This window comes from Ruegeria sp. AG1 (assembly GCF_056541705.1).
Map to the genome: position 1 here is coordinate 266,740 of NZ_JBQFYU010000001.1, position 24,341 is coordinate 291,080.

Annotated in this window: 27 protein-coding genes and 3 tRNA genes; 17 read left to right on the top strand and 13 right to left on the bottom strand. The window is 57.3% G+C overall.

Going from position 1 to position 24,341, the window contains the following annotated elements:
* Positions 1–38: 38 nt before the first annotated feature.
* From ACR0B5_RS01340 to ACR0B5_RS01350, 3 genes are all read left to right on the top strand, one after another.
* Positions 39–260, top strand: a complete 222-nt coding sequence (locus tag ACR0B5_RS01340) for a hypothetical protein (RefSeq protein ID WP_170374917.1) — start codon at positions 39–41, stop codon at positions 258–260.
* 120 nt (positions 261–380) lie between these two features.
* Positions 381–455 (top strand) — tRNA-Gly (locus tag ACR0B5_RS01345).
* Between the two features lie 37 nt (positions 456–492).
* Positions 493–567: transfer RNA gene (locus tag ACR0B5_RS01350), tRNA-Gly, on the top strand.
* A 125-nt stretch (positions 568–692) separates the two neighbouring features.
* Here ACR0B5_RS01350 and ACR0B5_RS01355 read toward each other — a convergent pair.
* Positions 693–932: an Lrp/AsnC family transcriptional regulator gene (locus ACR0B5_RS01355; protein WP_050602861.1), complete on the bottom strand. Its 240-nt coding sequence runs from the start codon at positions 930–932 to the stop codon at positions 693–695.
* A 154-nt stretch (positions 933–1,086) separates the two neighbouring features.
* Here ACR0B5_RS01355 and hisB point away from each other — a divergent pair, with 154 nt between their 5' ends.
* Both hisB and hisH read left to right on the top strand, forming a co-directional pair.
* The gene (gene hisB, locus ACR0B5_RS01360; protein WP_170401424.1) at positions 1,087–1,674 is read left to right on the top strand and encodes an imidazoleglycerol-phosphate dehydratase HisB; all 588 of its coding nucleotides are present in this window, start codon (positions 1,087–1,089) and stop codon (positions 1,672–1,674) included.
* A gap of 58 nt (positions 1,675–1,732) precedes the next feature.
* Positions 1,733–2,371, top strand: coding sequence for an imidazole glycerol phosphate synthase subunit HisH (gene hisH, locus ACR0B5_RS01365; protein ID WP_480537892.1), 639 nt, complete (start codon positions 1,733–1,735; stop codon positions 2,369–2,371).
* Between the two features lie 108 nt (positions 2,372–2,479).
* Here hisH and ACR0B5_RS01370 read toward each other — a convergent pair whose 3' ends face one another.
* Entirely contained in the window at positions 2,480–2,881 is a 402-nt protein-coding gene (locus tag ACR0B5_RS01370; protein ID WP_170374923.1) for a DUF2147 domain-containing protein, read from the bottom strand.
* 123 nt (positions 2,882–3,004) lie between these two features.
* Between ACR0B5_RS01370 and hisA the strand changes: the two genes are divergently transcribed.
* Positions 3,005–3,724, top strand: a complete 720-nt coding sequence (hisA, locus tag ACR0B5_RS01375) for a 1-(5-phosphoribosyl)-5-[(5-phosphoribosylamino)methylideneamino]imidazole-4-carboxamide isomerase (RefSeq protein ID WP_480537894.1) — start codon at positions 3,005–3,007, stop codon at positions 3,722–3,724.
* Positions 3,725–3,729: 5 nt separating this feature from the next.
* Here hisA and ACR0B5_RS01380 read toward each other — a convergent pair whose 3' ends face one another.
* The gene (locus tag ACR0B5_RS01380) at positions 3,730–4,176 is read right to left on the bottom strand and encodes a DUF302 domain-containing protein (RefSeq protein ID WP_475216657.1); all 447 of its coding nucleotides are present in this window, start codon (positions 4,174–4,176) and stop codon (positions 3,730–3,732) included.
* Between the two features lie 118 nt (positions 4,177–4,294).
* On the opposite strand from ACR0B5_RS01380, the gene hisF reads away from it, so the two are divergent.
* The 3 genes from hisF (at position 4,295) to ACR0B5_RS01395 (ending at position 6,009) form a co-directional block, all read left to right on the top strand.
* On the top strand, positions 4,295–5,056 hold the full coding sequence (hisF, locus tag ACR0B5_RS01385) for an imidazole glycerol phosphate synthase subunit HisF (protein ID WP_170460845.1): 762 nt from the start codon (positions 4,295–4,297) through the stop codon (positions 5,054–5,056).
* Positions 5,053–5,370: a phosphoribosyl-ATP diphosphatase gene (locus ACR0B5_RS01390; protein ID WP_480537897.1), complete on the top strand. Its 318-nt coding sequence runs from the start codon at positions 5,053–5,055 to the stop codon at positions 5,368–5,370. The genes hisF and ACR0B5_RS01390 overlap by 4 nt, the downstream gene beginning before the upstream one ends.
* 72 nt (positions 5,371–5,442) lie before the next feature.
* The gene (locus ACR0B5_RS01395) at positions 5,443–6,009 is read left to right on the top strand and encodes a hypothetical protein (RefSeq protein ID WP_170374931.1); all 567 of its coding nucleotides are present in this window, start codon (positions 5,443–5,445) and stop codon (positions 6,007–6,009) included.
* A gap of 2 nt (positions 6,010–6,011) precedes the next feature.
* Here the strand turns inward: ACR0B5_RS01395 and ACR0B5_RS01400 are convergent, their stop codons facing one another.
* The 4 genes from ACR0B5_RS01400 to rlmB all read right to left on the bottom strand — a co-directional run bounded on the left by ACR0B5_RS01400 (position 6,012) and on the right by rlmB (position 8,299).
* Positions 6,012–6,482 (bottom strand): CoA-binding protein, encoded by a 471-nt coding sequence (locus tag ACR0B5_RS01400; RefSeq protein ID WP_480537899.1) that lies wholly within the window; start codon positions 6,480–6,482, stop codon positions 6,012–6,014.
* A gap of 197 nt (positions 6,483–6,679) precedes the next feature.
* The gene (locus tag ACR0B5_RS01405; RefSeq protein ID WP_480537901.1) at positions 6,680–7,060 is read right to left on the bottom strand and encodes a YHS domain-containing (seleno)protein; all 381 of its coding nucleotides are present in this window, start codon (positions 7,058–7,060) and stop codon (positions 6,680–6,682) included.
* Between the two features lie 171 nt (positions 7,061–7,231).
* Entirely contained in the window at positions 7,232–7,513 is a 282-nt protein-coding gene (locus ACR0B5_RS01410) for a hypothetical protein (RefSeq protein WP_475217007.1), read from the bottom strand.
* Positions 7,514–7,522: 9 nt separating this feature from the next.
* Positions 7,523–8,299, bottom strand: a complete 777-nt coding sequence (gene rlmB / locus ACR0B5_RS01415) for a 23S rRNA (guanosine(2251)-2'-O)-methyltransferase RlmB (protein WP_170374935.1) — start codon at positions 8,297–8,299, stop codon at positions 7,523–7,525.
* A gap of 116 nt (positions 8,300–8,415) precedes the next feature.
* Between rlmB and ACR0B5_RS01420 the strand changes: the two genes are divergently transcribed.
* Positions 8,416–8,499: transfer RNA gene (locus ACR0B5_RS01420), tRNA-Tyr, on the top strand.
* A 31-nt stretch (positions 8,500–8,530) separates the two neighbouring features.
* Here the strand turns inward: ACR0B5_RS01420 and ACR0B5_RS01425 are convergent.
* Positions 8,531–8,764, bottom strand: a complete 234-nt coding sequence (locus ACR0B5_RS01425; RefSeq protein WP_480537902.1) for a hypothetical protein — start codon at positions 8,762–8,764, stop codon at positions 8,531–8,533.
* A gap of 601 nt (positions 8,765–9,365) precedes the next feature.
* Between ACR0B5_RS01425 and ACR0B5_RS01430 the strand changes: the two genes are divergently transcribed.
* Positions 9,366–10,529: a tyrosine-type recombinase/integrase gene (locus ACR0B5_RS01430; RefSeq protein WP_480537904.1), complete on the top strand. Its 1,164-nt coding sequence runs from the start codon at positions 9,366–9,368 to the stop codon at positions 10,527–10,529.
* A gap of 104 nt (positions 10,530–10,633) precedes the next feature.
* Entirely contained in the window at positions 10,634–11,266 is a 633-nt protein-coding gene (locus ACR0B5_RS01435; RefSeq protein ID WP_480537906.1) for a tyrosine-type recombinase/integrase, read from the top strand.
* A gap of 159 nt (positions 11,267–11,425) precedes the next feature.
* Here the strand turns inward: ACR0B5_RS01435 and ACR0B5_RS01440 are convergent, their stop codons facing one another.
* On the bottom strand, positions 11,426–12,379 hold the full coding sequence (locus ACR0B5_RS01440) for an SDR family oxidoreductase (protein ID WP_480537908.1): 954 nt from the start codon (positions 12,377–12,379) through the stop codon (positions 11,426–11,428).
* A 161-nt stretch (positions 12,380–12,540) separates the two neighbouring features.
* On the opposite strand from ACR0B5_RS01440, the gene ACR0B5_RS01445 reads away from it, so the two are divergent.
* Positions 12,541–13,431, top strand: coding sequence for an AraC family transcriptional regulator (locus tag ACR0B5_RS01445; protein ID WP_480537910.1), 891 nt, complete (start codon positions 12,541–12,543; stop codon positions 13,429–13,431).
* 363 nt (positions 13,432–13,794) lie between these two features.
* On the opposite strand, the gene ACR0B5_RS01450 is transcribed toward ACR0B5_RS01445, so the two are convergent.
* The 3 genes from ACR0B5_RS01450 to ACR0B5_RS01460 form a co-directional block, all read right to left on the bottom strand.
* The gene (locus ACR0B5_RS01450; protein ID WP_480537912.1) at positions 13,795–15,072 is read right to left on the bottom strand and encodes an O-antigen ligase domain-containing protein; all 1,278 of its coding nucleotides are present in this window, start codon (positions 15,070–15,072) and stop codon (positions 13,795–13,797) included.
* Complete coding sequence (locus tag ACR0B5_RS01455) at positions 15,069–16,304, bottom strand: GumC domain-containing protein (protein WP_480537914.1); 1,236 nt, start codon at positions 16,302–16,304, stop codon at positions 15,069–15,071. The genes ACR0B5_RS01450 and ACR0B5_RS01455 overlap by 4 nt, the downstream gene beginning before the upstream one ends.
* A gap of 360 nt (positions 16,305–16,664) precedes the next feature.
* Entirely contained in the window at positions 16,665–17,279 is a 615-nt protein-coding gene (locus tag ACR0B5_RS01460) for a response regulator transcription factor (RefSeq protein WP_170768777.1), read from the bottom strand.
* 252 nt (positions 17,280–17,531) lie between these two features.
* Between ACR0B5_RS01460 and ACR0B5_RS01465 the strand changes: the two genes are divergently transcribed.
* The 4 genes from ACR0B5_RS01465 to ACR0B5_RS01480 all read left to right on the top strand — a co-directional run bounded on the left by ACR0B5_RS01465 (position 17,532) and on the right by ACR0B5_RS01480 (position 22,998).
* A complete protein-coding gene (locus ACR0B5_RS01465; RefSeq protein WP_480537917.1) occupies positions 17,532–18,905 on the top strand; it encodes a WecB/TagA/CpsF family glycosyltransferase in 1,374 nt (457 codons plus the stop codon).
* A gap of 20 nt (positions 18,906–18,925) precedes the next feature.
* On the top strand, positions 18,926–19,807 hold the full coding sequence (locus ACR0B5_RS01470; protein ID WP_480537919.1) for a UTP--glucose-1-phosphate uridylyltransferase: 882 nt from the start codon (positions 18,926–18,928) through the stop codon (positions 19,805–19,807).
* Between the two features lie 101 nt (positions 19,808–19,908).
* Positions 19,909–20,415, top strand: a complete 507-nt coding sequence (locus tag ACR0B5_RS01475) for a putative pterin-binding protein (RefSeq protein WP_170663342.1) — start codon at positions 19,909–19,911, stop codon at positions 20,413–20,415.
* Positions 20,416–20,610: 195 nt separating this feature from the next.
* Positions 20,611–22,998 (top strand): ATP-binding protein, encoded by a 2,388-nt coding sequence (locus ACR0B5_RS01480; protein ID WP_480537921.1) that lies wholly within the window; start codon positions 20,611–20,613, stop codon positions 22,996–22,998.
* Position 22,999: 1 nt separating this feature from the next.
* Here the strand turns inward: ACR0B5_RS01480 and ACR0B5_RS01485 are convergent, their stop codons facing one another.
* Positions 23,000–24,229, bottom strand: a complete 1,230-nt coding sequence (locus ACR0B5_RS01485) for a polysaccharide biosynthesis/export family protein (RefSeq protein WP_170723054.1) — start codon at positions 24,227–24,229, stop codon at positions 23,000–23,002.
* Positions 24,230–24,341 lie beyond the last annotated feature (112 nt).

Genomic DNA, 24,341 nt, shown 5'->3' on the forward strand with positions numbered 1-24,341 from the left:
GAGAGATCGACATTTGGCGCCCGTCCGCAGAGGTCAGCTTGGACCACGCCTACGCCGAATGCGATACCCTTTTGGCAGGTCCCGGCAAGATTGCCTATCCGGTCAAAATCTGCCGCTCATACATAGGGGAGGGGACCTCGGCCAACGGATCGTCCTCGGGCGGGCAGAGCAATACCGCGAAAACAATCAGCGCCGCCAACAGTGCCGTCTTCATTTCGGCCAATGCCCTTGATTTCATCACGCGTCCCTTCGCCTTGTAAGCCTCATTACCCATTCAACGCGTCAGCTCCGAATTTCCGTCGAAAGATTTTTACAGGTTTTTGTCTTTTTCCGCTTGCAGGCTCGCGCGGGAATTTATACATCCCTCCTCACTCAACGGCGCGGGCGTAGCTCAGGGGTAGAGCATAACCTTGCCAAGGTTAGGGTCGGGCGTTCGAATCGCCTCGCCCGCTCCATTGAGTTAAGGTCTTCGGACCAACATATGTATCTGATGCGGGCGTAGCTCAGGGGTAGAGCATAACCTTGCCAAGGTTAGGGTCGGGCGTTCGAATCGCCTCGCCCGCTCCAGATACGAACCTTCCCAAATGGTAGATCGCGGTAAAATTGCAGAGTCTGAGCGTCTGTGTTTGGCATTGGCCCGGAGGTCTTTCGCGACCGGGCCGATCCTGCCGCATCATGAGTGCAGGTTCATTTCAGAACGCTTTGAACGTCATCGTGGTCAAGGATCGTTCGATGTTTGGAATCACAAGAAGATGTTCGTTGATGAAATGGCCCACATCCTCGGTTTCGGGAATATAGAGCTTCAGCAGCAGGTCGTATTCGCCGCTTGTGGAATAAAGCTCCGAGTGAATCTCGCGCAGGGCGATCTCTTCGGCGACCTTGTAGGTGGTACCGGGTTTGCAGCGGATCTGGATGAAAACGCAGGTGGACATGTGCCGGGCCTTTTGACTTGAGTTTCCGGCAGGCTGGCACGGCCCGGACCTGTGTGCAATCCCCTGCAACAGTTTGAAGCGAATGCGCTGCGGGCACTGGATCAACCCGCCCAACCCCGTCTATAAGCGCGCCTGTAGCAAAAGGAATTCGCCCATGCGCAGCGCAAAGATCAGCCGTCAGACCGCCGAGACCGAGATCTCGGTCGAGGTCAATCTGGACGGCACCGGCCAGTATGACAACCAGACTGGCGTTGGCTTCTTTGACCATATGCTGGATCAGTTGGCGCGTCACTCGCTGATCAACATGACGATCCGCGCCAAGGGCGATTACCACATCGACGATCACCATACCGTCGAAGACACCGGCATTGCGCTGGGTCAGGCGCTGACGCAGGCATTGGGCGACAAGAAGGGCATCCGCCGTTATGGTGAGTGTCACTTGCCTATGGACGACGCTCAGGTGCGTTGTGCGCTGGATCTGTCCGCGCGCCCGTTCCTGATCTGGAACGTGGACCTGCCAACCCAGAAGATCGGCACCTTCGACACTGAGCTGGTGCGCGAGTTCTTTCAGGCGCTTAGCACCCATGGCGGCATCACGCTGCACATCGACCAGTTGCATGGTTTCAACAGTCACCACATCGCTGAGGCTGCCTTTAAGGCCGTTGCCCGCGCCCTGCGGGATGCGGTTGAAACCGACCCGCGCAAGGCGGATGCGATTCCGTCAACGAAGGGCGCGTTGTAAGCGTAACCCGAAAAGTGGGCACCGGTTTTCGGACAAGTTGCGCACAGAAAGGACTCAAATGCTCACCGCGATCATCGACTACGAGAGCGGCAACCTGCACTCGGCCGAAAAAGCCTTTCAGCGCATGGCGAATGAACTGGACTCGGGTGAGGTCGTTGTGACTTCGGACGCGGATGTCGTCGCGCGCGCGGACCGGCTGGTGCTACCCGGCGACGGAGCCTTCCCGGCCTGCGCCGCCGAGCTGCGCGGTCACAAGGGCATCTATGATGCGATGGTTGAGGCGGTTGAACAGAAAGGCCGCCCCTTCCTTGGTATCTGCGTCGGAATGCAGTTGATGGCCTCAAAAGGCCATGAATACACCGAAACCGATGGTCTGGATTGGGTGGCTGGGGACGTGCTGCGGATCGAACCCTCGGACGCCTCGCTCAAGGTGCCACATATGGGCTGGAACGATCTGGTTCTGGATAGCGATCACCCAGTGTTTGACGGGGTGAAATCCGGCGATCATGTCTATTTCGTCCACTCCTACCATTTCCGCGTCGCGGACCCGGCCCAGCGGCTGGCTTATGTGGACTATGGGCAGGACGTCACGGCCGTGATTGGCCGCGACACGATGCTTGGGATGCAATTCCACCCCGAGAAAAGTCAGGATGTTGGCCTGCGCTTGATAGGCAACTTCCTGACTTGGGCACCCTAAAGCGTTTCGGGTTTTACCTGAAACATCAAGAGACACGAATGCCCCGAGAACGCTGAAAGCGTGACAGGGTATTCGTGTCGCGAGTTTAACCCGAAACGATCTTGGGCGTTACTGAATGCGGGTCCAGGTCTGTCCGCGGCAGACCAGACCGCCTGCGACACAGCCTTTGACCGTCAGCTGGTTCTGGCTGTCCAGTGTCATTTTGGAGTTGTAGGTCTTGTCGCGATCCGGGGCCCAGATCTTGCCGTTGTCATAGCTGCCGCTGCCTTCCGCAACCATGTCCCAGATGATCTGTTTGCCCAGGTTTTCATAGTCCAGAATCTGATCGCCATTGCCATCAAAGGCGCTGTCGATGGTGCCGCAAATTGCGCTGCCGCATTCGCTGATCGACACGTGCAGGTACCCACCTGTGTCGCCGGGTTGTGTTTTCCACAGCCCATCCGCCGGATCTGCCGCCATCGCGCCTGTGGCCAGCGATGCAAAAGCAATCGAAAGTGCAAGTTTCTTCATGATAACCTCCCTGATTTGGGTTCACTCTGGCCCGGTGTCGGGCTTCGGGCAAGATTGACTTTGCGTCGCTAACCCGCTTGTGCGATACGCCGCCCGTGTAACATTCAGATAAGGCCGCCCGACATGATCCTGTACCCCGCCATCGACCTGAAAGACGGCAACGCTGTTCGCCTGCTGCGCGGAGAAATGGACAAAGCAACCGTTTTCAATGAAGATCCCGCCGCGCAGGCCCGTGCCTTTGTTGATGCAGGATGTGAGTGGCTGCACCTTGTCGACCTGAACGGTGCCTTCGCGGGCGAGCCGGTCAATGCCGCCCCGGTTGAGGCGATCCTGAAGGCCTGCGACGTGCCCGCTCAGCTGGGTGGCGGTATTCGCGACATTGCCACCATCGAGACTTGGATCGAAAAGGGTTTGGCGCGGGTCATTCTGGGCACCGTTGCCGTCGAAAACCCCGATCTGGTGCGCGAGGCCGCAAAAGCCTTCCCCGGTAAGGTCGCAGTTGGCATCGACGCTCGCAACGGCATGGTCGCAACCAAAGGCTGGGCCGAGGAAACCGATGTGCAGGTCACCGATCTGGCCCGCAGCTTCGAAGATGCTGGCGTTGCGGCAATCATCTATACCGACATCAACCGCGACGGCGCGATGCAGGGCCCCAATATCGAAGCCACAGCCGCGCTGGCCCAAGCCGTCTCCATCCCGGTCATTGCCTCGGGTGGTGTCAGCTCATTGGATGATCTGATCGCCCTGCGCGATTGCGGGGTTGAGCTGAACGGCGCGATCTCGGGCCGGGCGCTGTATGATGGCGCGATTGACCTGGCCGAGGCCATTCGCGCCCTGAGCTAAACGCCTTACTGCGCGGCAGCCGAGGTCAGTTTCTTCAACGCGCCGCGCATTTTCTCGATCACGGGCGAGTTTTCGACCTCGTCAAGTTCATCCATCGTCTCTTTCGGGTCTTCATAGGCCAGCCAGACCTGCCCGTTCGCGTCTTCATAGGCCTGCACTTTCAACGGCAGGAACAGGCCTGCACGCGGGTCGATCTGCATCGCAGGCGTCCCCAGCGCCGGGTTGCCGAAGATCAGCACCTGATTGGGCGGAATCGGCGTACCGACCTTTTCGGCTCCTGCGGCATGGTCGATGCGCGCAAAGACCGTCGCGCCTGCGTTCCCCACTGCGGCTTCCAGGGCGTCCAGCGCCTCGGGAACAGATTTTGTGGTTTCTACTTTGATGATATCGTCAGCCATTGCGGCAACTGCTCCTGCAAAAAGGAAAGTGGTGGTCAGAATAAGGTTTCGCATCTTATTGATCTCCTGATGAATTTGGGGACAGTTTTCACAGGTTTGAGAGGGGTGACAATCACAAGTCTGGCATCGGCGGGGCTTTGCCGGTAAGGGTGCGGGCAACAAAGGAAAGCGAATGCTGAAAACTCGTATCATTCCCTGTCTGGATGTCGCCGATGGCCGCGTGGTCAAAGGTGTGAATTTCGTGGGTCTGCGCGATGCAGGCGACCCGGTGGAATCGGCCAAGGCCTATGACGCCGCCGGCGCGGATGAGATCTGTTTTCTGGACATTCATGCAACGCATGAGAACCGTGGTACCATGTTCGATGTAGTTCAGCGCACGGCCGAGCAGTGCTTTGTTCCTCTGACCGTGGGTGGCGGCGTGCGTACCAAGGATGACGTGCGTGCCCTTCTGCTGGCAGGGGCGGACAAGGTCAGCTTTAACTCGGCCGCTGTCGCCAACCCGGATGTGATTGCCGAGGCGGCAGACCAGTTCGGCAGCCAGTGCATCGTCTGCGCCATCGACGCCAAAACCGTCAGCCCCGGAAAATGGGAGATCTTCACCCATGGCGGCCGCAAACCCACCGGCATCGACGCGGTCGAGTTCGCGAAAACCGTGGTCGCCAAAGGTGCCGGAGAAATCCTGCTGACCTCGATGGATCGTGACGGAACCAAGTCAGGGTTCAACCTGCCGCTGACCCGCGCAATCAGCGACGCGGTGGATGTGCCGGTGATCGCCTCGGGCGGCGTTGGCAATCTGGACCATCTCGTCGAAGGCGTCACCGAAGGCGGGGCGAGCGCCGTACTGGCAGCCTCGATCTTCCATTTTGGCGAATACACCATCCGCGAGGCCAAGGAACACATGGCCGCCGCCGGTATCCCGATGAGGCTGACATGAGCATTCTGCACGATCTGGCCGCCACAATCGAGGCGCGCAAAGGGGCGGATCCGGACAGCAGTTGGACGGCAAAGCTGCTGGCCAAGGGCCCAGAAAAATGCGCAGAGAAATTCGGCGAAGAGGCCGTTGAGGCCATCATCGAAGCCGTCAAAAATGACAAAGACGGGCTGACGGCCGAGGCCGCCGACGTGCTGTATCACCTTTTGGTCATGCTGGCCGCGCGCGACGTTGCGCTGGACGATGTGCTGGAGGAGCTGGCGCGGCGTCAGGGCCTTAGCGGTATCGCCGAAAAGGCCGCACGCCCAAAAAGTTAAGCTCAGTCTTCCGTCCGCGCCGAAGCGGTTCTATGATCATGTTTCACGGTCTATCGGGCGAGGGACATCACAATGATCAGAGCTTTGGCCTGCGTTCTGGCCCTCGTGACTTTGGGCGCCTGTGCGGCCCCGCCGCCGTCCACCGGGGATGAAGTTCAGCGTCTTGCTTCGGAAATCCAAAGCCTCGGCCCCGATATTGATCCGGCTGAGGCCAACCGGGCCGCCCGCATTGCGTATTCTTACACCGCGCAGCTGGTGCAGGAATACGAGATCACCGATCCTCCGTTGATCCACAATGCCAAGGTCAACAAGGGCCTGCGCCCGCGTGGGTTATGCTGGCACTGGGCCGAAGATATCGAGCGGCGGTTGAAGCAAGAGAACTTCCAAACGCTGGACATGCATCGCGCCATCGCCAATGCCGACAATCCACTGCGAATCGACCACAGCACAGCCATTATCAGCGCGCGCGGCGAGTCGCTCTATGATGGCGTGGTTTTGGACCCGTGGCGTTATGGCGGGGTTCTTTTCTGGTCTCCGCTGCAGGAAGACACAAGATATGACTGGGTCCCGCGCGAGGTTGTTCTGGAAAAGCGCAGGCAAGAGCAGGTGGCCCGCCTCAAACCCTACCAGGCGCAGTAACGCTATAGCTTGGATGAAATGATACCAGTGCTAAAGCCGCCCATGCGCAGTTCTCCGAACAGGCGCTGATATTCGATTTTGGGGCAGCGATTCATCACCACATCCACGCCGCGCGCCTCTGCCTTGGCGGCAGCCTCTGCGTGTTCAACACCGATTTGCATCCAGATGGTGCGTAGGGATTGGAATACCTCCAGCGCCTCATCCACGATCGGAGGCACAGCCTCAGAGCGGCGGAAGATATCCACCATATCAACATCTTCTGTGATATCTGACAGGCTGGCGCGCACGGTTTGACCGAAAAGCTGCTTTCCCGCATGGCCGGGATTGACCGGGATTACTGTAAAGCCTTTCAGCGACAGATAGCGGGCCACGTAGAAACTCGGCCGCACCTCGTTCATGGACACCCCGACCACGGCGACGGTCTTGGTGCGCTTTAGAATGGATCTCAGGAACTCATCAGAATAGTCAGCCATACCGCTACCCTATGCGAGGGCCGGAAAAGAAAAAAGCGCCCAAGAAACCTTGGGCGCCAGTTGTTGGAACGAGGGACAGTGAAATGACCCGCGGCAGTTCCGTTCCGCGGTCACTGTGACATTTAGGCATGTTTTGGTTAAAAAAAAGAGGGCGTGCGCATTTTTGTGATGACTTTTCACAAACGGCGGAAGGTTGCCTATTCTCGATACAGAATCTCAGGCCAGTTCCCTTCGGCCTGATGGATGTATTCCAACTGATCCTCACGCCATTTCCGCTCAATTTCAGGCGAAAACGTCAAGTAGAGGCGCCCATCTACCACCTGCCAGGCCCCCGGATCGGTTCCCTTAAGAATGCCTTGGGCCATCGCATAGGAACAATACCCCCCGAATTGAGGGGCAAAGGCGCGCGGATTCGCCTCAAACAACGCGCGATTTTCGAGAGAGGCGAAATGCCATTCGGCTCCCTTCCACGTCACTGAAATCTCGGGGCGGCCCTGCACGGGTATGTCACCCTGAAAATATGACACTGGATCGTATCCCGCCATCGCAGCCCCCTCAGGCGCGAAATACACGGGCATGGGCTGCGCAATAGCGGCAGAAGCGAGAAGAGTGGCGCTTAGCGCGCCAATGAGAGCGTGGCGGATTGGCATAGTTACAACGGAATCATGGACTCAGCATCTCAATCTGCAACGTTTTGCGCGGCGAGACACCCCAGATGACGCGGTTGTGATCATTCCAAGGCGTGAGGATCAGTCGAAGATATCCTCGATCACATCCCAGGCCTCATCCATCACGCGCGAAAACAAGGTTTTCTTCTTTTTCTTACGCTTGGATTTCGGCGGCGCGGCATGAGTTACCGCATGTTTCCTAGGCACGCTTTCGGTCACCTTGCGCTTGGGCAACATCTTGAGGTCATGCAACGGCGCGCCGCAGCTGGAGCAGCTCAGCTCATGCCGCTGCTTTCCCTTCAGGACAAGCGCCGCTCGGGTCCCGCAATAGCAGCAGGTGGCGATTTTCGATGGGCCAGAAATGACGCGCTCCTATCCTGTATACCGTGAGGCATATAGGGCGATCGCCGCCGCATTTGAGACGTTCAAAGATCCAAAACCACCGGCTGCGTCAATTTTCACCAGTTTGTCCACGGTTTCCTTGGTCTTTTGCCGCAATCCAGGGCCTTCTGCACCCAGCACCAGCGCCACTGGACGATCACGTTGATCCCCTATGGCGGCCTCGATCGTATCTTCGGCCTCACCATCGAGACCCAGCACCAGAAAGCCCATGCCCTGCAACTCGACAATCGCGTCGGCCAGATTGCGGACTCGCAAATAGGGCTGACGCTCCAAAGCGCCGCTCGCGGTTTTGGCCAGCGCCCCAGTCTCAGGCGCGGAATGGTGCCGAGTCCCGATCACAGCACTGGCGCCCAGCACCTCGGCCGAGCGCAGAATCGCCCCGACATTGTGCGGGTCTGTCACCCGATCCAGCAAAATCACGCGAGGGTGTTCGCGCCCGATACAGTTTTCGGTCAACCCGCCCCATTCCAGCGGCTTGACCTCAAGGGCGGCACCCTGATGGACTGATCCCTGATCAATCGGAGCGTTGAACTTTCTTGGATCGACCATCTCGGCCTCGGTGCCCGCAAAATCAATGGCTTCTGCCAGTTTGTCACGGGCGTTTCGGGTCACAATCAGGCGCAATTTCTGCCGTTTCGGGTTCATCAACGCATCGCGCACGGCGTGCAGACCAAACAGCCAAACCGTTTCCGAAGCGGCTGCTTTGCGCGCCTGTTCCTTTTCCACGACCCACTTGGGTTTCTTCATTTTATTGGCCTCCGGGCCGGGCGTTCGATTTCCTGCGTCAAAGCGGTATTTTCCTGTTGACGCTCCTTTGGTGCGCTAGTAATCACGCCTCCACGTCAGGTGCAACGCCTGACAGTGGGCGACAGGCCGCAAGGTGTGGCAGGGGACTGTAACTCCCTCGCGGAGACGCACGCCTGGTTCGATTCCAGGGTCGCCCACCACTTTCTCTAGCAGAAAATTTTGGCAAATCTATCAGTGTAGACTGAGAAGCACTTCGATATCGCGGCGGCTCAACCGACGCAGAAGCGCCCTGTCTTCTGCCAGAAGAGACTCACCGCTTTCGATCTTTTTCTCAAGAAACGCGGCGATTTCGCTCGTGGGCTGATAGTAAAGGTCGATCTGCTGTTTACTCAGATCTTCAACCAACTTCCGTAGGAGTTGTTTCTGCTTCTCCGAATCAAGATCTTTGCGCTTGTCTTCCAGCATGGCCATTCGCTTCGTTTGTTCACACCCAAATTGTAGGACGGTGAGAGCGTTTGACAAAGTCGTACCGCGCGGGTTCTACGCAAGCCCGAGTTGGGTCGGTAAGCGTGACATCGAGCCAAAAAGAAGACGGGGCACGCCGGAAACAAAGCGCGCCCCTATCTCAGGGAGGAGAAACCGATCTCGCGTTCGAAACACACCATGAACGCTAACTCGTTACAGTGTTGACTATGGCGGCTTTCGATTTTGCGTTCAGTAATGTTGTTCACACAGCGCACAGAGTTTTCAGATTTTTCGAACGCGCAGAGCTTTGTTGTCACCAATTACTCTTGACCTTTGTTCCCAAAGGTTGGTGTGGGCCGACCATTTGAGCAGGGCAACATACTGTTCTTGCATGAAAGTGGTGCCCCCACACGGACTCGAACCGCGGACCTACTGATTACAAATCTTATCACCATATTTTCGATAGCATTATAGCCACTTCGATTGGGCAGTATATTCTCTTAAATAACAGAAGCTTTAGCGTGCAGAGGTTTCTATAAGACCCTTCCCAACTCTCCGCACTTTGCTTACCTTGTGCTTACCCAATCCGTCCGAGACCAAAATGCCCAACGTCAGATTAACAAAATCAAGTGTCGATCGCCTTTCAGCAACAAACCGGGACACGATCTATTGGGACGACGGTCTGCCGGGTTTTGGACTCCGCGTGAAAACGACCGGCGTCAAAAGCTTCTTAGTTCAATACCGCAACAAACAAACCGGTCGGTCGAAACGCAAGACACTTGGGCGATATGGGCCGACCTTGTCTTTAGGCGCCGCCCGCGAAATAGCACGCGCGCTTCTTGCTGACGTGGTACGTGGCGCAGATCCTGTCGCCGATGCTCAAAGCCTAAGGCATTCACCAACGGTGAACTCACTTGCCACGCAATACATGACCGAACATGCGGAACCGAAGAAACGTCCCGGTAGCGTTCGGAATGATCGGTCAATGCTGGACAGATACATTCTCCCCAAGCTTGGGGATCTTAAAGTCACTGAAGTGACGCATCAGCATGTTCAGAAGCTTCACAATCAAATGCGTGATACGCCCTATCAAGCCAATCGCACTCTGGCCCTCATGTCGAAAATGTTTGAACTGTCTGTGCGCTGGGGTCAGCGTTCTGACAATCCTGCGCGCGGCATAGAAAAGTTCCCTGAGGAAAAGCGGGACCGCTGGTTGTCAGACGGTGAGCTGCAAAGACTTTTGGAGGCTCTGTCAGAGCATCCAAATCAGGTTGCAGCGAACGCTATTCGCCTGCAGCTCCTGACAGGTGCACGGATCGGCGAAGTGCTGAAGGCAAAATGGGAAGACTTCGATTTGGACCGCGCGGTCTGGACAAAGCCGTCGCACCACACAAAGCAAAAGCGACGAGAGCACCTGCCGATTTCGTCAGCAACCTGTGATTTGCTTGCGGCAATGAAAGCAGGGGCATCTCCAGAAAGTCGCTGGTTGTTTCCGGGACGCTCTCCAGGCCAACCGTACAAAGATCTGAAGAAGTTTTGGAGCTCGGTCACCACGTCAGCAGGTCTTCAAGACTACCGCATCCACGACAATCGGCATACGCATGCGTCGCATCTCGTTTCCAGCGGTCTGAGTCTGCCCATAGTCGGTCGATTGCTTGGACACACGAACCCGTCTACCACGCAACGCTACGCGCACCTCGCAGATGACCCGTTGCGGCAGGCAGCGGATGTGATGGGAAAGAAGATCAGCGGTGGCAGTTCCTGAAACCTGAGAATTTCCTGTGCTGAAGGCACGCGAGCGGCAACTAGACTGCAGCTGTTGGCACTGTGTCGATGTTTGGGACGGACGGGAATGGACGGAGATATAAGATGTCCAAATCTCTACTTCCCGTTGTCACAACGCGTCGTCCGCCTTGGAACAAAGGCAGACTAGTCGGACAGAAGCGGCCATTGCAGTCAAAGCAAGTCTGGGCCATTCGCGCTCGGCTCGAACTTGCAAACAAGCTGAGAGACCTAGCATTGTTCAATCTAGCCATCGATAGCAAGTTGCGCGGGTGCGATCTCGTCCGCCTGAGGGTTAACGATCTCGCCGTCGGCAATTCTGTTCGCGATCGGGTATCCGTTGTTCAACGCAAAACTGCGAAGCCAGTGCAATTTGAAGTGACGGAGAATACACGTGAAGTCCTGTCGCAGTGGGTCTCTTCTCAATACATGCATGGACAACCGTATCTGTTTCCAAGTCGTATGCATGCTTTGCCGCATCTTTCGACCCGGCAATACGCTAGGCTTGTCTGGGAATGGGTGTCAGCGATTGGTCTCGATCCGTCCAGCTACGGCACGCATTCGCGTAGGCGAACCAAAGCGGCTTTGATATACAGAAAGACCGGAAACCTACGTGCCGTTCAACTTCTGCTCGGTCACAGCAAAGTGGACAGTACGGTGCGATACCTTGGCGTCGAGCTTGAAGACGCACTTAGTATTGCCGAACGTATCGATCTTTAACTATTTAGGCGGGCGGGATCGTCCGCTCGCCGCTCCCAAGCAGACATTTGAAATCACCCTTTAATCTTCCGCTGAGAGCCCAAACTTCCCAGATGCTGCACAGCGCACCAATGTCTGCTTTCTGGACTGCTGCGCTAGTAACCAGCTTCTATCAATTGGTCAGAGTTTCCATTCGAACTCGACAGCTTTTTCAGACTCATCCCAGAGCCTCGACATAGCAGCTTTGTCGTAGGCGTGAGCGTTAAGTGTGCCTTTGCCGACTGGGCCGACCGCTTCCATGCTGCCCGTAGGACCGTAGAGGGCGCGTTGCTCGGTCAGGGCCGCTTCTGTTGCGCACATTACCTCAGGGTATGAACCTTGTTCCGCAGTCTGGACCATCGGCGTCTTGGTCATCAGCCACCAGATGAAACGCATTGTACGACTGCCACTTGTTGTGATCAGGGACGTGGCGGACGAGCCCGGATGACAGACGAAGACCTCTACTTCCTTCCGCCCTGCCGCGGCCAAACGGTCCTGCAGTTCGTAGGCGAACATCATCTGCGCCAGCTTGCTTTGCGAATAGGCGGTGTTCGCACCGTAGCTCTCGTCCCAGTTCATGTCGTCGAACTTGATGGTTTTGAGACCCATGTTGTAGCCGAGGCTGGCGACGACTACGATCCGGCCTTTGCTTTCGGCGATGCGATCGAAGAGCAGGCCATTGAGTAGAAAGTGCCCGTAGTGGTTGGTGCCAAGTTGGCTTTCGAACCCGTCGACGGTCAGCTTGCGTGTCGGCACCTGCGCGACGGCCGCGTTGTTAATCAGTGCGTCGATCTGAGGCACCGTCTTCAGAACTTCTGCGGCGGCGTCGCGCACGCTGTCCAGAACGGACAAGTCCATCCGGAAAAAGCTCACATCTGCTTTCGCGCCGAATTCCTGTTTCAGGTCAGCGATTGCCGCCTCGGATTTCTCGGCGGAGCGGTTCAGCATAACCACCTTGGCGTTTTTCTTCAGAAGAATGCGCGCGGCCTGAAAGCCTACGCCCGCGTTGGCGCCGGTGATGATGTAGGTCTTGCCTGGCTGGTCGCTGAGACGCTCGGGTGTCCAACCTTTGGATCCAAATGTCGTATCTGCCATTTTCTGTCTCCTGCCGTTCCAAACTGGCGATGTGGGGTGTTGTTGCTTGAGGGCACAGATAGAACCTGGCTGGACGTTCAAACAGGCGATATCCTCTCGATTACTTGCCCAATCGTCTCAACCCCGTTGCAAAGATGAAAGCCCTCTGCCAACTAGATTGCATGAGCAAAGACCAGATCAAAAACCTTATCGAGCGCCATCTTCCCGAGGCAGGCCTTGTCGATACCGCGTTGAAGGGCGTCCAGCTTTTCCGGGTGACCGAGGCCATGCCCTGCGTGCCTGCTGTCTACGAGCCCACGGTGGTGGCAATCCTCAGCGGCACAAAGGAAGCTGTTCTGGACGGTGAGCACCACGTCTATGGCAGCAGCAAATATCTGCTGTGCCCAATGACTTTACCGGTGGAGGCAGGCACGCCATTGGCTTCCAAAGAAGATCCTCTGCTTGGCGTGGCGATTGCGCTGGAACCACGGACGATGCGCGAGCTCACTATGGATATCGAGACCGCCGCCGGTGGCAATAGGCAGCCCCGGGGCAGCGCGCCGTCAGCTTTGGAGTTAGCTTCTTGGGATTTTGGTTTTACGCAGGCGCTGTTGCGGCTTCTCGAGTTGCTCGACAATCCAGTTAATTTGGAGGTTCTCGGATCGGGACGATTGCGCGAATTGTGTTACGCGGTGCTCATGGGCGAGGCCGGGCCAGCCGCAATGCGGGCCTTTGGCGTGGGCAACGAGATCGCGCGCACCATCGACTACCTCTCGAACAACCTAAACGAACAGGTCACCATCGACGATATGGCCGACCACGTTGGCATGAGCCGTGCGGTATTCCACCGGCGGTTCAAGGAAGCCACGACGATGTCTCCGATTCAGTTTGTTAAATCCATGCGGCTGAACCACGCCGCCATGAAGATCGCAGCAGGAAAGACCGTGTCGGAGGCAGCCTGGGATGTCGGCTATCAAAGCTCGTCTCAATTCAGCCGCGAGTTCAAGCGGATTTACGGCCAGTCGCCCCGGCAATGGAGTAATGCGGCGCAGGTGCCCGACCGATTGACCTAACGTACACTCCGTTGGAATTCATTTGTGGCGAATGTCCGGTTTGAGTGGTGTTGCCGTCATCCGGTGCGTCGTAATGAATGGCAGCTTTGTCCGCAGAGCAGTCCCTCGGACAGATCACAGCGAACGACAGCACCGAGCCCAAAGCGGACTACCAGATATCCGATCTCAGTAGTTGGCTGAAGAACCAAACTGTCGTTGATGAACTTGGAGGCGCAGATTTCAGATCGACAGCAAGTTCACCGTAAAAACATGAAAGTCTTCACCTGAAAATATCTACCATTCGTTCTCGAGAGTGGCAATTGAACCAACCCAAAAGAATGACGTCTGAAACTACGCTGGTATCGCAACAATCCTAGCGGCGTATCAGCTTCCCAGACACACTGATTTGACCTCTCGCAAATGCAATCCGAGCATCAGTAAGGTCGGCCAGAGCAAGTAGGTTTGGATTTCAACGTTCTCTCCAAAGGTCAGCAGGAAAACTGTGAGCAACAGCCCGAGCGGCAGTCTCCCGCGTTCCGACTTTATGGCGTCCAGGGTGACGATTGCTAAATGACCGAGGAAAGGAACGAGAAACGCGGCAAATCCGGTCAGCCCTTTCACGAATAGCAATCCGTACCAGGTGTGATGGCTGCCGATCGGCATGTACTCAACAAGATGCGCTCCTGGTCTGACCGTGCCGTGCCCGAAAACCATCGCGTCTGATTGCCATCGTTCATATGCGATGCGCTGCAGCGTTTCGCGTACGCGGGTACTGTCGGCGCGCGCGGATTTGAAGCTGTAGAGGGCTCGGTTGCCGAACTCGACAAAGGCGGCGCCCCAAACGGCTACGGTGGTGGTGACTGCAGACATTAAAATCCACCCCAAGCTGCGGGCGACAAGTGGCAATAGGCGGGGTGACAGCGAGCAGATCACCAATCCAACCATACCCATTCGGGACTTGGACATAAGGATCATCAGAACTCCGGCAGCTAAGCTGATAACCTTCCAGCTGCGGTGCTTTTCTTCGAGAGCAAACAAGACCATGCAGACGCCCAGCAAGGCCGCGAATGGCGACCAAGGCGCAAAGAACTGCCAACGCGGCGTGCCGCTGGCGGGGTCGATTGTATATAGGTAGACCGAGAAATACTCAGGCCCCGGGCCGCCCACTGCTTTCAACGGAGACGTAAACAGCAGATGTGGCAGACCGGCATAGGGGGCGAGAATTAACAACGGCAGAAGGCACAAGGTCCAAAGGCCCAACACGCATTGTCCTCTGACTAGCACCTCGCGTCGGATGGGCAAGACTGATCCGGCAAGGATAAACAACGGGATCAGTGCCCAACCCTTGGCCCAACCGATGCTCGATTTGATCGTTTTGGTGGTGCCGAGATTCCAATCCGCGTGGCCTGCCCAAAGTGAGACCAGCATCGCTAGCATGCCAACGCTCCAGACCCAGACCAAGGCGGGGACGGGGCCGGTTGCGCGCATATCCGAACGGATCGCCGGGCCGAGGTAAAGTGACAACCCGGCCATCGCAGCCAACATCCAACCTAGCATCGGACCGACAACATAGAGCGCGCCAAGCCCGTAGAACGGCCACGTCCAGACCAGCGTGTACCAGACGATCTTTTCGGCCGGGGTTTGAGGGGCCACATGCGTCATCCTGCGGCCTCTTTCTGGTCTTTTAGCAGCTTTGAGATCAGCGGGTTTCGGATCCAGGCAAGCACCAAACCCATCAGCAGCATAAGGCTTGCAGCGATCCCGGCGGCAATCGAGATTTTCTTGTTCGGCGAAGACTGGTGGGTCGGCAGAGACGGGTTCTCCAGCACTTGGATCAAGGGATAGGAGGCATAGACATCGGTCTTTTTCGACTCGGACCGAGCGATGGCAGAGGCGAACACGGCTTCTGCCACGGCGAAATCTCTCTGCCGGTCCTCCAATTCAGCGGCGATGGGGGCGAGGTCTGACAAGCGCAGAGTTTCCAGACGAACTTGTGTGCGCAGCGTCGCGACATGTTCTTCCAATCCCGCACGCAAGGCATCCTCGCGCACCAACTCGCTGAGCAACTGCGCCCGTTGCCCTTCCGGCGCGCGATCCAGTCCACCGAGCTGCTCGGCCGTCAAGCCGGTCACCTGCGACGCGCGTTGTAACGCAACCGAACGCGCCCCTTCATAGTCGTTTTGGGCATTCACGTAGATCGGATGGCGCGATCCATAGGTCGCGTCAGCTTGCGCCAGCTTTGCAGCCCCCGCCGACACGTCCTCAAGCAACGATAGGTACTGCGCATCAGCATAGAGTTTCAGCGTTGCCGCCGCTGCATCAGAGGGCAGATCCAACGCGACTTGAAGCGCGGCGACACGTTCCGATTGGCGTGCCAGCTCGCTCTCCTGCGTACGCAACTCCTGCTTTGCACGGTCATTTGCAGCGACCTGCTCTTGGTATTGCGCGACTGATACTAGGCCGCTTTGCGACTGCAGCTGTTTGATTTCGGCCCGTGTGGCCTGAATTGCGCGCGTGTAGTCTTCGATCGCGCCCGTATTGCTGGCCTCACGGGTGGCAATTTCATCGGCGCGCAGAGCGTCAATTTCGGCGAAAAAAGCCGCCACTAGGGCGTCACCATATTGCTGAGCGTCAGCCGGAGAGGCCGCTTGAAGCTCGATATGGATCAGGCTGGTTTGATCGACCAGTTGAACCCGCGGCTTGCCAAACCCATCTCGGTCAGCCTCTACCGCCTTGGTTGCCGCATCGAGGATGCGATCGGCCGACAACAAACGTTTATACGTCTCGGTCGGGCTGATCGAACCGTTGGCAAAGGCAGAGTTCGCGTATGAGGATGCCTGACCGATATTGGCCAGGTTCACCGATGCGGAAGCGCCAGATCCTGGCAGGATCAATGATGCGTGGGAGGTGTATTTGACAGGCGCGGTCGCCAAATAGCCGCTGATCGGGGCCCAGATGCAACTCGCCCCAAGAAGGTATAATGCCACGTAACGGGGCAGGCGGCCTGCATCGCTGAGGCGCCCTCCCTTTAAGATGCGACGCCACCCGAGCGATCTGAAATTGGATCGGGAAATGCGGACCCAATGCAGAAATTGCATGTCGCGCGTGGAATCAGAGCAGTTCGAAATCTGTTGCGGCATGGAAAAACCCTTTCTTGCAAGGGTGATACACCGCATCTGATCGCTGATCATTCGCTCAGCAGGCTAGGGGCCGAGGGGATTGGGAGCGCCCCCTATCCCTTTGGATAGTGACGCTTAGAACAACCCCGCCTCGCGCGCAGCTAAGGCGGCCTGGGTTCGATTGCTGACACCAACTTTGCGGTACAAAGTCTTCATATGCAGTTTGATCGTCGGCTCTGACAGATCCAGATCGCGGGCGATTTCCTTGTTGGATTTGCCCTCAGTCAGCCCTTTGAGAACTTGCCGCTCTCGCTTTGTGAGTTTTTGAGCCATGGGGTGGGAGTCTTCCGGCTGCTCCGCGTTCATGAAACCCGCAGGAAGGTATTGCTCGCCCATCGCCATGAAGCGGATCGCATTGACCAGGGATTTGGCCGGTAGAGTCTTGGGGACGAAACCGGCCGCCCCAAGCTCCAACGCGCGTTGCGCCAGATCGCGCGAGGTGTCGCCGGTAAACAAGGCCACATGCTGGGCACCGTCCAAAGCGATGCAGGTTTCAAGTCCGGCCAACCCGTTCATGCCGGGCATGTTCAGGTCCAAAAGGACCAGATCAAAGGCTCCGTCGTTCTCGATCAGAGTCTTCGCGGCTGGGAAATCCGGCGCGGTCTCAACCTCGATCCCGCCCGCGGCATCTATGAAGGCAACGAGCGTGTCCAAAATAAGCTCATGGTCGTCAGCAATAAGAACTTTCATCTCAAATCTCCGTCTGCCCCCAACCACACCCAAATGCGTTAATAAATCATTGAACACATGGCATGAAGCCTGCCTGACGGACAGGTGAATATCCAATCGGATAGGTCAGCGGGCCGTTTCCACCACGCTATGTGCTGCGGGGTCGTTTGAATAGACCTATTCTCCGATCCCTCTCCGGATGCTCGCCTATCGGTTGCAGGATCACGTTGGCAGTCTGAAACCACAGATTGTCATCGTTGATCGGAGAGTTCCATGCAGTTCCTGTCAGTCCAAGATATGTACAAAGGCGCGCAGCCGACACCCACACCAAATCTGGAAGAGACCGAGATTTTGGGTTTGCCAGTTGTGAATGCCCAATCCGGGCAGGTGATCTCAAAACTGCTGGATGGAACCCGCCGGACGGTCTTTTTCCTAAATGCACATTGCGCAAACACACGGGCCCGTAACCATACCTATCGAGCAGCATTGGTCCGGGCAGATATGATCCTACCTGACGGGATTGGGGTAGAGGTCGCGGCAAAGTTGCAAGGCGTCCAGTTGGCCGAGAACCTGAACGGTACGGACTTTGTGCCCAAACTGCTGAAACGCGCGGCGCGTCTTGGGCAGTCGGTCTACCTGTTGGGGGGACGTCCCGGAACAGCTCAGGCAGCGGCGGCCCGGTTGCGGCATATGATCCCCGATTTGGCCGTGGCTGGTACGCGCGATGGTTATGAAGGTGCCGCGCGGGTTGATGAGTTGATCGACGATATCAACCAGTCCGGCGCCGACATCCTGTTGGTCGCGATGGGTGTTCCGCTGCAGGAATTGTGGATTACGCAGAACCGCCACCGGCTAGACCCTCGCATCGCGCTAGGTGTGGGTGCTTTGTTTGACTTCCTGGCTGGCAACGTGCGCCGGGCACCGCGCATCGTTCGACGCGCCCGGATGGAGTGGGCATGGCGGTTAGCGATGGAGCCCCGTCGCATGGCCCGCAGATATCTATTGGGCAATTTCGAATTCCTTGGGCGTGCTGCGCACAATTCTGTTCCCAAGGTCTCAGCATGTCGCCTGCTGGACCTCACTTTGGCGGTGGTCGCGCTGTCTCTTCTGGCCCTGCCCATGGCCGCAATCGCCACATTGGTGCGATTGGACAGCCGCGGCCCCGCTTTTTTTCGGCAGACGCGGATCGGTCGAAACGGCGTGCCTTTCACGATGTACAAGTTCCGCTCGATGACGCAGGAGGCAGAAGCGCGGCGTACGGACCTGCTCGCCCGTTCGGACCGTGAAGGCGTGTGCTTCAAAGCTAAAAATGATCCACGCATCACCCGTGTCGGGAAAGTTCTGCGCCGGTGCTCGCTGGATGAACTGCCGCAAATCTTCAACGTGCTGAAAGGGGATATGTCGTTGGTTGGCCCGCGCCCGGCTTTACCCGAAGAGGTTGCCGCCTATCCAGAACAAGCACTGGAGCGCCTTCAGGTGCGTCCCGGTATCACTGGCCTCTGGCAGGTTTCGGGCCGCGCGGGCATCGGCTTTGACCGCATGATCGAACTGGATACGGCCTATGTCCGCGCCCGCTCGCCCCTTCTGAACCTATTTCTCATCGCATTGACCGCACGTGCCGTCGTGTCGGGCAGAGGCGCTTACTGATCAATCCTAGGAGCATTGAAATGACCCGTATTCGCAAAGCTGTTTTCCCGGTCGCAGGTCTGGGCACAAGGTTTCTGCCGGCCACCAAATCGGTGACCAAGGAAATGCTGCCGTTGATCGACCGCCCCTTGATCCAATATGCAGTGGACGAGGCCCGCGCCGCCGGGATTGTTGAATTCATCTTTATCACGTCAACCGGCCAATCCGCGCTGGAGACGTATTTTGGGCGGAACCCGGGGCTGGAGCGCAAACTGAAGGATGGCGGCAAAACCACCCTGCTGAACCGTTTGCGCCGCACGAATCTTGAGGATGAGGCATACAGTTTTATCCAACAAGACAGCCCACGCGGACTGGGCCACGCAGTCTCTCTGGCACGTGACATTGTCGGTGATGAACCCTTCGCGGTGATCCTGCCGGATGATGTGATCCACGCGCAGCGCCCGGTCCTGGCGCAAATGGTCCAGAACTTTGAAGGCAGACACATGATCGCGACCGAAGAGGTTCCATCCGACCGGATCAGCGCCTATGGCGTGGTCGATATCGCGCATAGGGCTGGGCAGGTGCAGCATCTGAAAGGGTTGGTCGAAAAACCCTCCGCCGATGAGGCGCCGTCCGAGTTTGGCATCGTCGGGCGGTATCTGCTGCACCCCTCGATCTTCGATCAGTTAAACGGATTGGCACCCGGCGCGGGCAATGAAATACAACTGACTGATGCGATTGCGTCCGATATCGAAAAGATCGGATGCCACGGCTTCGCCTTTGAGGGAGAGCGCTTCGATTGCGGGTCGGTCGCTGGATATCTTGAGGCAACCACCGTCTTTGCATTGGAACGTGCAGAGCTGCGGGACGGGTTCAAATCCATGTTGCGTCAGCGCATGAACCTCCTGTCTGTCGCCGCATGAGACCGAGGCACCTATCCGTTCGGATAGGTGCGTATCCCCTTGCCCATCTGTCGCGACGGACCTCTTTCTGGTTTCTTAAGGCCAAAGAAATGGAGACTATTATGCGTCTGTTTTTTGCGATCCTCTCAGCTGTGTTCACATTTTGCCTGACGTCAGCGCAAGCCGAAGATTTGGCGACCCCGGCAGGTGAGGTTGTGCTGACCATTTCAGGCAACATCGCAAAGGCCGGACCCGACGGGGCAGCGCAGTTCGATATGGAAATGTTGCAGGCGCTACCGCAGCGCAGCTTTGAAACCTCGACGATCTGGACTGAAGGCGAGACCAGTTTTGTCGGCGTTCCCCTCTCTGTCTTGCTGGAACAGATCGGAGCAGAGGGCGCGACGATCCGAGCAACGGCGATAAATGACTACGCGGTTGAGATCCCAGTAGAGTCGATCTCAGCACAGGACCCGATTGTCGCCTATCAGATGGATGGGGAGGCGATGTCCCGCCGACAAAAAGGTCCGCTATGGATTGTTTATCCTTATGACAGTGACACCAAGTACCAGACCGAGGTGATTTACTCTCGCAGTATTTGGCAACTCGACAGGTTGGAAATCGTTAAATAGCATTGGGTTAAAATACGGCATGAAGTGGGCGATACGGGCCAGACATTGACAAGAAATTTCCAAAACCACTCGAGGCGCCGGTGGGCTTTCGGGCTCATCGGCATCGCCGTTCTTTGTGCCCTAGCTTTGGTCGTATTGCTGTCCGTCAAGGTGATATCCGACCTGCGCGACCGGCAGTCAGCCCGGACAGATAACGTGCAATGGACGCTAACGCAGGTCGAGGTCGAGTTCCTGTTCTACCTCAACGCGCTTGAGGCGGGTGTATCGGATGCAGGGCCAAGTCTTGAAAACCTGGACCTTGTCCGCCGCCGTTTCGATCTTTTGTATAGTCGTATCGACATTCTTGACACCTCGCGTTTGTTTGAAACGCTGCGAAGTGACCCGAAATTCGCTGAACCTCTGAACGACGTCTCCGCCTATCTGAAGGCCTCGGTGCCTACAATCGACGCTGAGGACCCAGGCCTGATTGCTGGGCTGTCAAATCTCTATGACGGTGCGCAGGGGATCGCTCCGCGGGTGCGCGAACTTTCGGTCTCGGCGATCTCGTACTTTGCAAGCCAGTCGGATCAGCGCCGTGAGGAAACCGCGCTCAGCCTGTTTCAACTGGCCGTTTTGTCCGGTGGGTTATTTCTGACGCTGACTGCGGTCAGCGCATACCTCTTGGTGGTCAACCGCAAAGCTGATCGGCGGGGGCAGGCGATTCAGCAGGCAAACCAACGCATGAATACGATCCTTTCGACCTCATTGGATGCCGTGATCGTGGTGAACGCCGCCGGCACAGTGCTGGAGTTCAACGCGGCTGCACAAGCAATTTTCGGGTATTCCGAGGCAGAGGCCAAAGGGCATTCGATCGGTGAATTGATTGTGCCTTCGCATCTACGCGAGGCCCACAACCAAGGCATGGAGCGGATGCAGAGCGGAGGAGACCGCCACGTCGTCGGCAAAGGTCGCGTCCAGCTTGAGGCGATGCGCAAGAATGGTGAGGTCTTTCCCGTCGAACTTGCGTTGCAATCCGCCCAGGCCGGAGACGAGGAAATCGTAATCGGTTTCGTCCGCGATATCTCACAAAGCGTTGCGGATCAGAAAGAGCTTGTCTCGGCCCGCGACCGTGCCCTTGCCGGGGAAAAGGCCAAGTCGGATTTTCTGACTGTAATGAGCCATGAGATCAGAACCCCGTTAAACGGGCTGCTGGGCAACCTCACCCTTCTAAAGAATACACGCACGACCAAACAGCAGTCTCAGTTTGTCCGCAACATGGAGATCTCGGGCCAGGTTCTGCAAAACCATGTGGATGCGGTGCTGGATATTGCTCGGTTCGAGGCCGGCAAGCTGTCAGTCGCGCACGAGCCAACCGACCTGAACGCGATGCTGCAGGACCTAGTGGATGGTCAAAGCGGCAATGCGGCCTCGCGCGGCAACTCAATCTCTTGGCAATGGGTGGGTGGAGCCTATCCGCATGTCGCGACTGATGGGCAAAGGTTGCGGCAAATTCTGCTGAACCTCGTGGGTAATGCGATCAAGTTTACCGAAAATGGCCGTGTTTCTATTGAGGTCGAAAGATGTGAACCTGAAGATCAGGGTAAGGCACATGTATACGAAGTGCGTGTGATCGACACCGGGGCTGGCATCGCCGATGATGAGATCGACGCCATTTTTGATGACTTCTACACCAGCGATCCCTCTATCGGTCGCACGGTCGGAGGAACCGGGCTTGGCCTGGGAATTGCCCGTAGGTTCGCGCAGGCCATGGGCGGTGAGGTCGGGGCGGAAAGCACATTGGGCGAAGGCAGTGTTTTCTGGCTGCGGATACCGTTGCAGCCGTGGGCGCGCGACCAACTGCTAGAAGCTGCTCAGATCAATACCGAGACCGTTCGCCCTCTGAACTTGTTGGTGGTCGAAGACAATGAGATCAACCTCGAGGTCATCTGCAACATGCTGGCGCTGGACGGTCATTGTGTAACGACAGCGGAAAATGGGCAGGTCGGCGTCGAAAAGGCCAGCAGTCAGCGGTTCGACGCGATCCTGATGGATATCAGCATGCCGGTGATGGATGGACCAACCGCTGCACGCCACATCCGCAATGGCCAGGGGCAGTCGACAGATGTGCCGATTATCGCAGTGTCGGCCAATGTCCTGCCAGACGCGGTCGAAACCTTTCGTGCCGCTGGCATGACAGCTTTCATTGGCAAACCAATCTCGCTTGATGCTCTGCGCAAGGCGCTTTCGGTGGTCACCCGAACCGACGGCCAGATTTCAGGGCATGCGCAGCCTGATCCGTTGGCTGAGTTAAGAGACAGCCTCGGGCCCGAAGTCTTTGCCCGTCTGCATGCCAAGTTCATTGTCGAAGGGGATGAGTTCGTTGAACAGCTTGAAACCGGTGCCATTGACCAGTCAGATTTGACCCAAATCGCTCAGGCTTGTCACAAATTGGCTGGCAGCGCGGCAACCTTCGGCGCAGAAGAATTTCGCGAGGCGTTAATTGCGGTAGAGACTGCAGCCAAGGAACGCAAAGACATCACTGACAAACTCGCTGTAATCTCTACCGTTTGGGAACGGGCGAAAGCATCGCCCGCTCGGGATTGATTTAGGGGGCCAGCAGCGCCGCTGCGCCGACGATGCCAACCGCGCGGGCGACCTCGGTTAGGCCGGTTACCTTGCTGTCGTAGCAGGCTATCGCATCACCCGGCAAAACATAGGGGTCATAGTCATCCCGATCCCCGCGTCGCAGCAGCTTTTCGATGTTGCGTTCAATGACGATCGAGTTCCCGGTCATCGGGTTGCGGGTGAACAGGACCGCGCTGCGATTGGCGTTGGTCGTCTTGGCTCCGCCGACGCAATTGGTATCGACGACCGCCTGCAGGTAGCGCGTGCCATAAGGTACCTCACGCACGTCGCGTCCAATAGCCGACTCTGCGTTGCCAGTTGCAGGTTGTGTGAGGTTGGACATGTAAAGCGTCACGCCGGGCGGGCTGATCGGGCTGGGGCGCATAAGATCATCCTGGAAACACCCTCGGCTGTTGACCACGATCTGATCCCCGGTCAGCAGCATGATGTCGGTCGGGTCTGAGCCTTCGAACACGCCGCGTAGGTCCATCCGGTAGATCGTGCCTTGCCGGTGCAGTTCGACCGCTGACAGATCCGCATCAGGGCGCACACCTCCGGCAGCGCGAATGGCGACCGAGAGGTTGCGCGCCTCGGTCGAGGCGCCCAGCACACCCTGGCGTCCTCGATCCAGTGAGTCGCCTGGGGTGCCTCCGATCTCGACCGAGTGGGGCTCAAACACTGCGCCTTTCACGCCGACAGTAACCGAGGCGAAATCGCTGATGCGCGCCGTGACACGCGGGGTACTGTCATAGAACTGTGCCGCCACTAGAACGCGGGCGACATCCCGCTCTACCTGCTCGGTCGTACGACCCTGCGCACGCACCGGCGGTAGGTAGGGCAGCTTCAGATCGCCATCGCGGGACACAACATAGGTGTCGCTGAGAAGCTCATCCCCGTCGATGGTGATCTGCACCATGTCATTGCGCGAAAGCTTCTCGCCCAACAATGGGCTAAGCGCGGGCTGTGACCATTTGGCAAAAGCACTTGCGCCCTGATCCCCGGTCTGAGGCATACAGGCGCGTCCATTCATATGTTCCGCTTGCAGCAAAGGTGCATTTGCCCGGCGCCGCGAGGGGGCACGGTACTGCGCCTGATAGCTGTCGCCTTTTGCGACGGGTTCGATGTTGCGCGGGGTCTTCATGCTGCTGCAACCCGACAGAGCAATCGCGCTGACGGCTCCTAATACCAAAACTTTGAAATGTCGTGTCATTTTGAACTCTCCTGAACTGCATCTACAGCTACGGCAGTGTCTTGATATGCGTCAGACCGGCATCGGGATTGCCGTTTATCCCATTCGGATAGGGCCCTCGCCGGATGGTTCG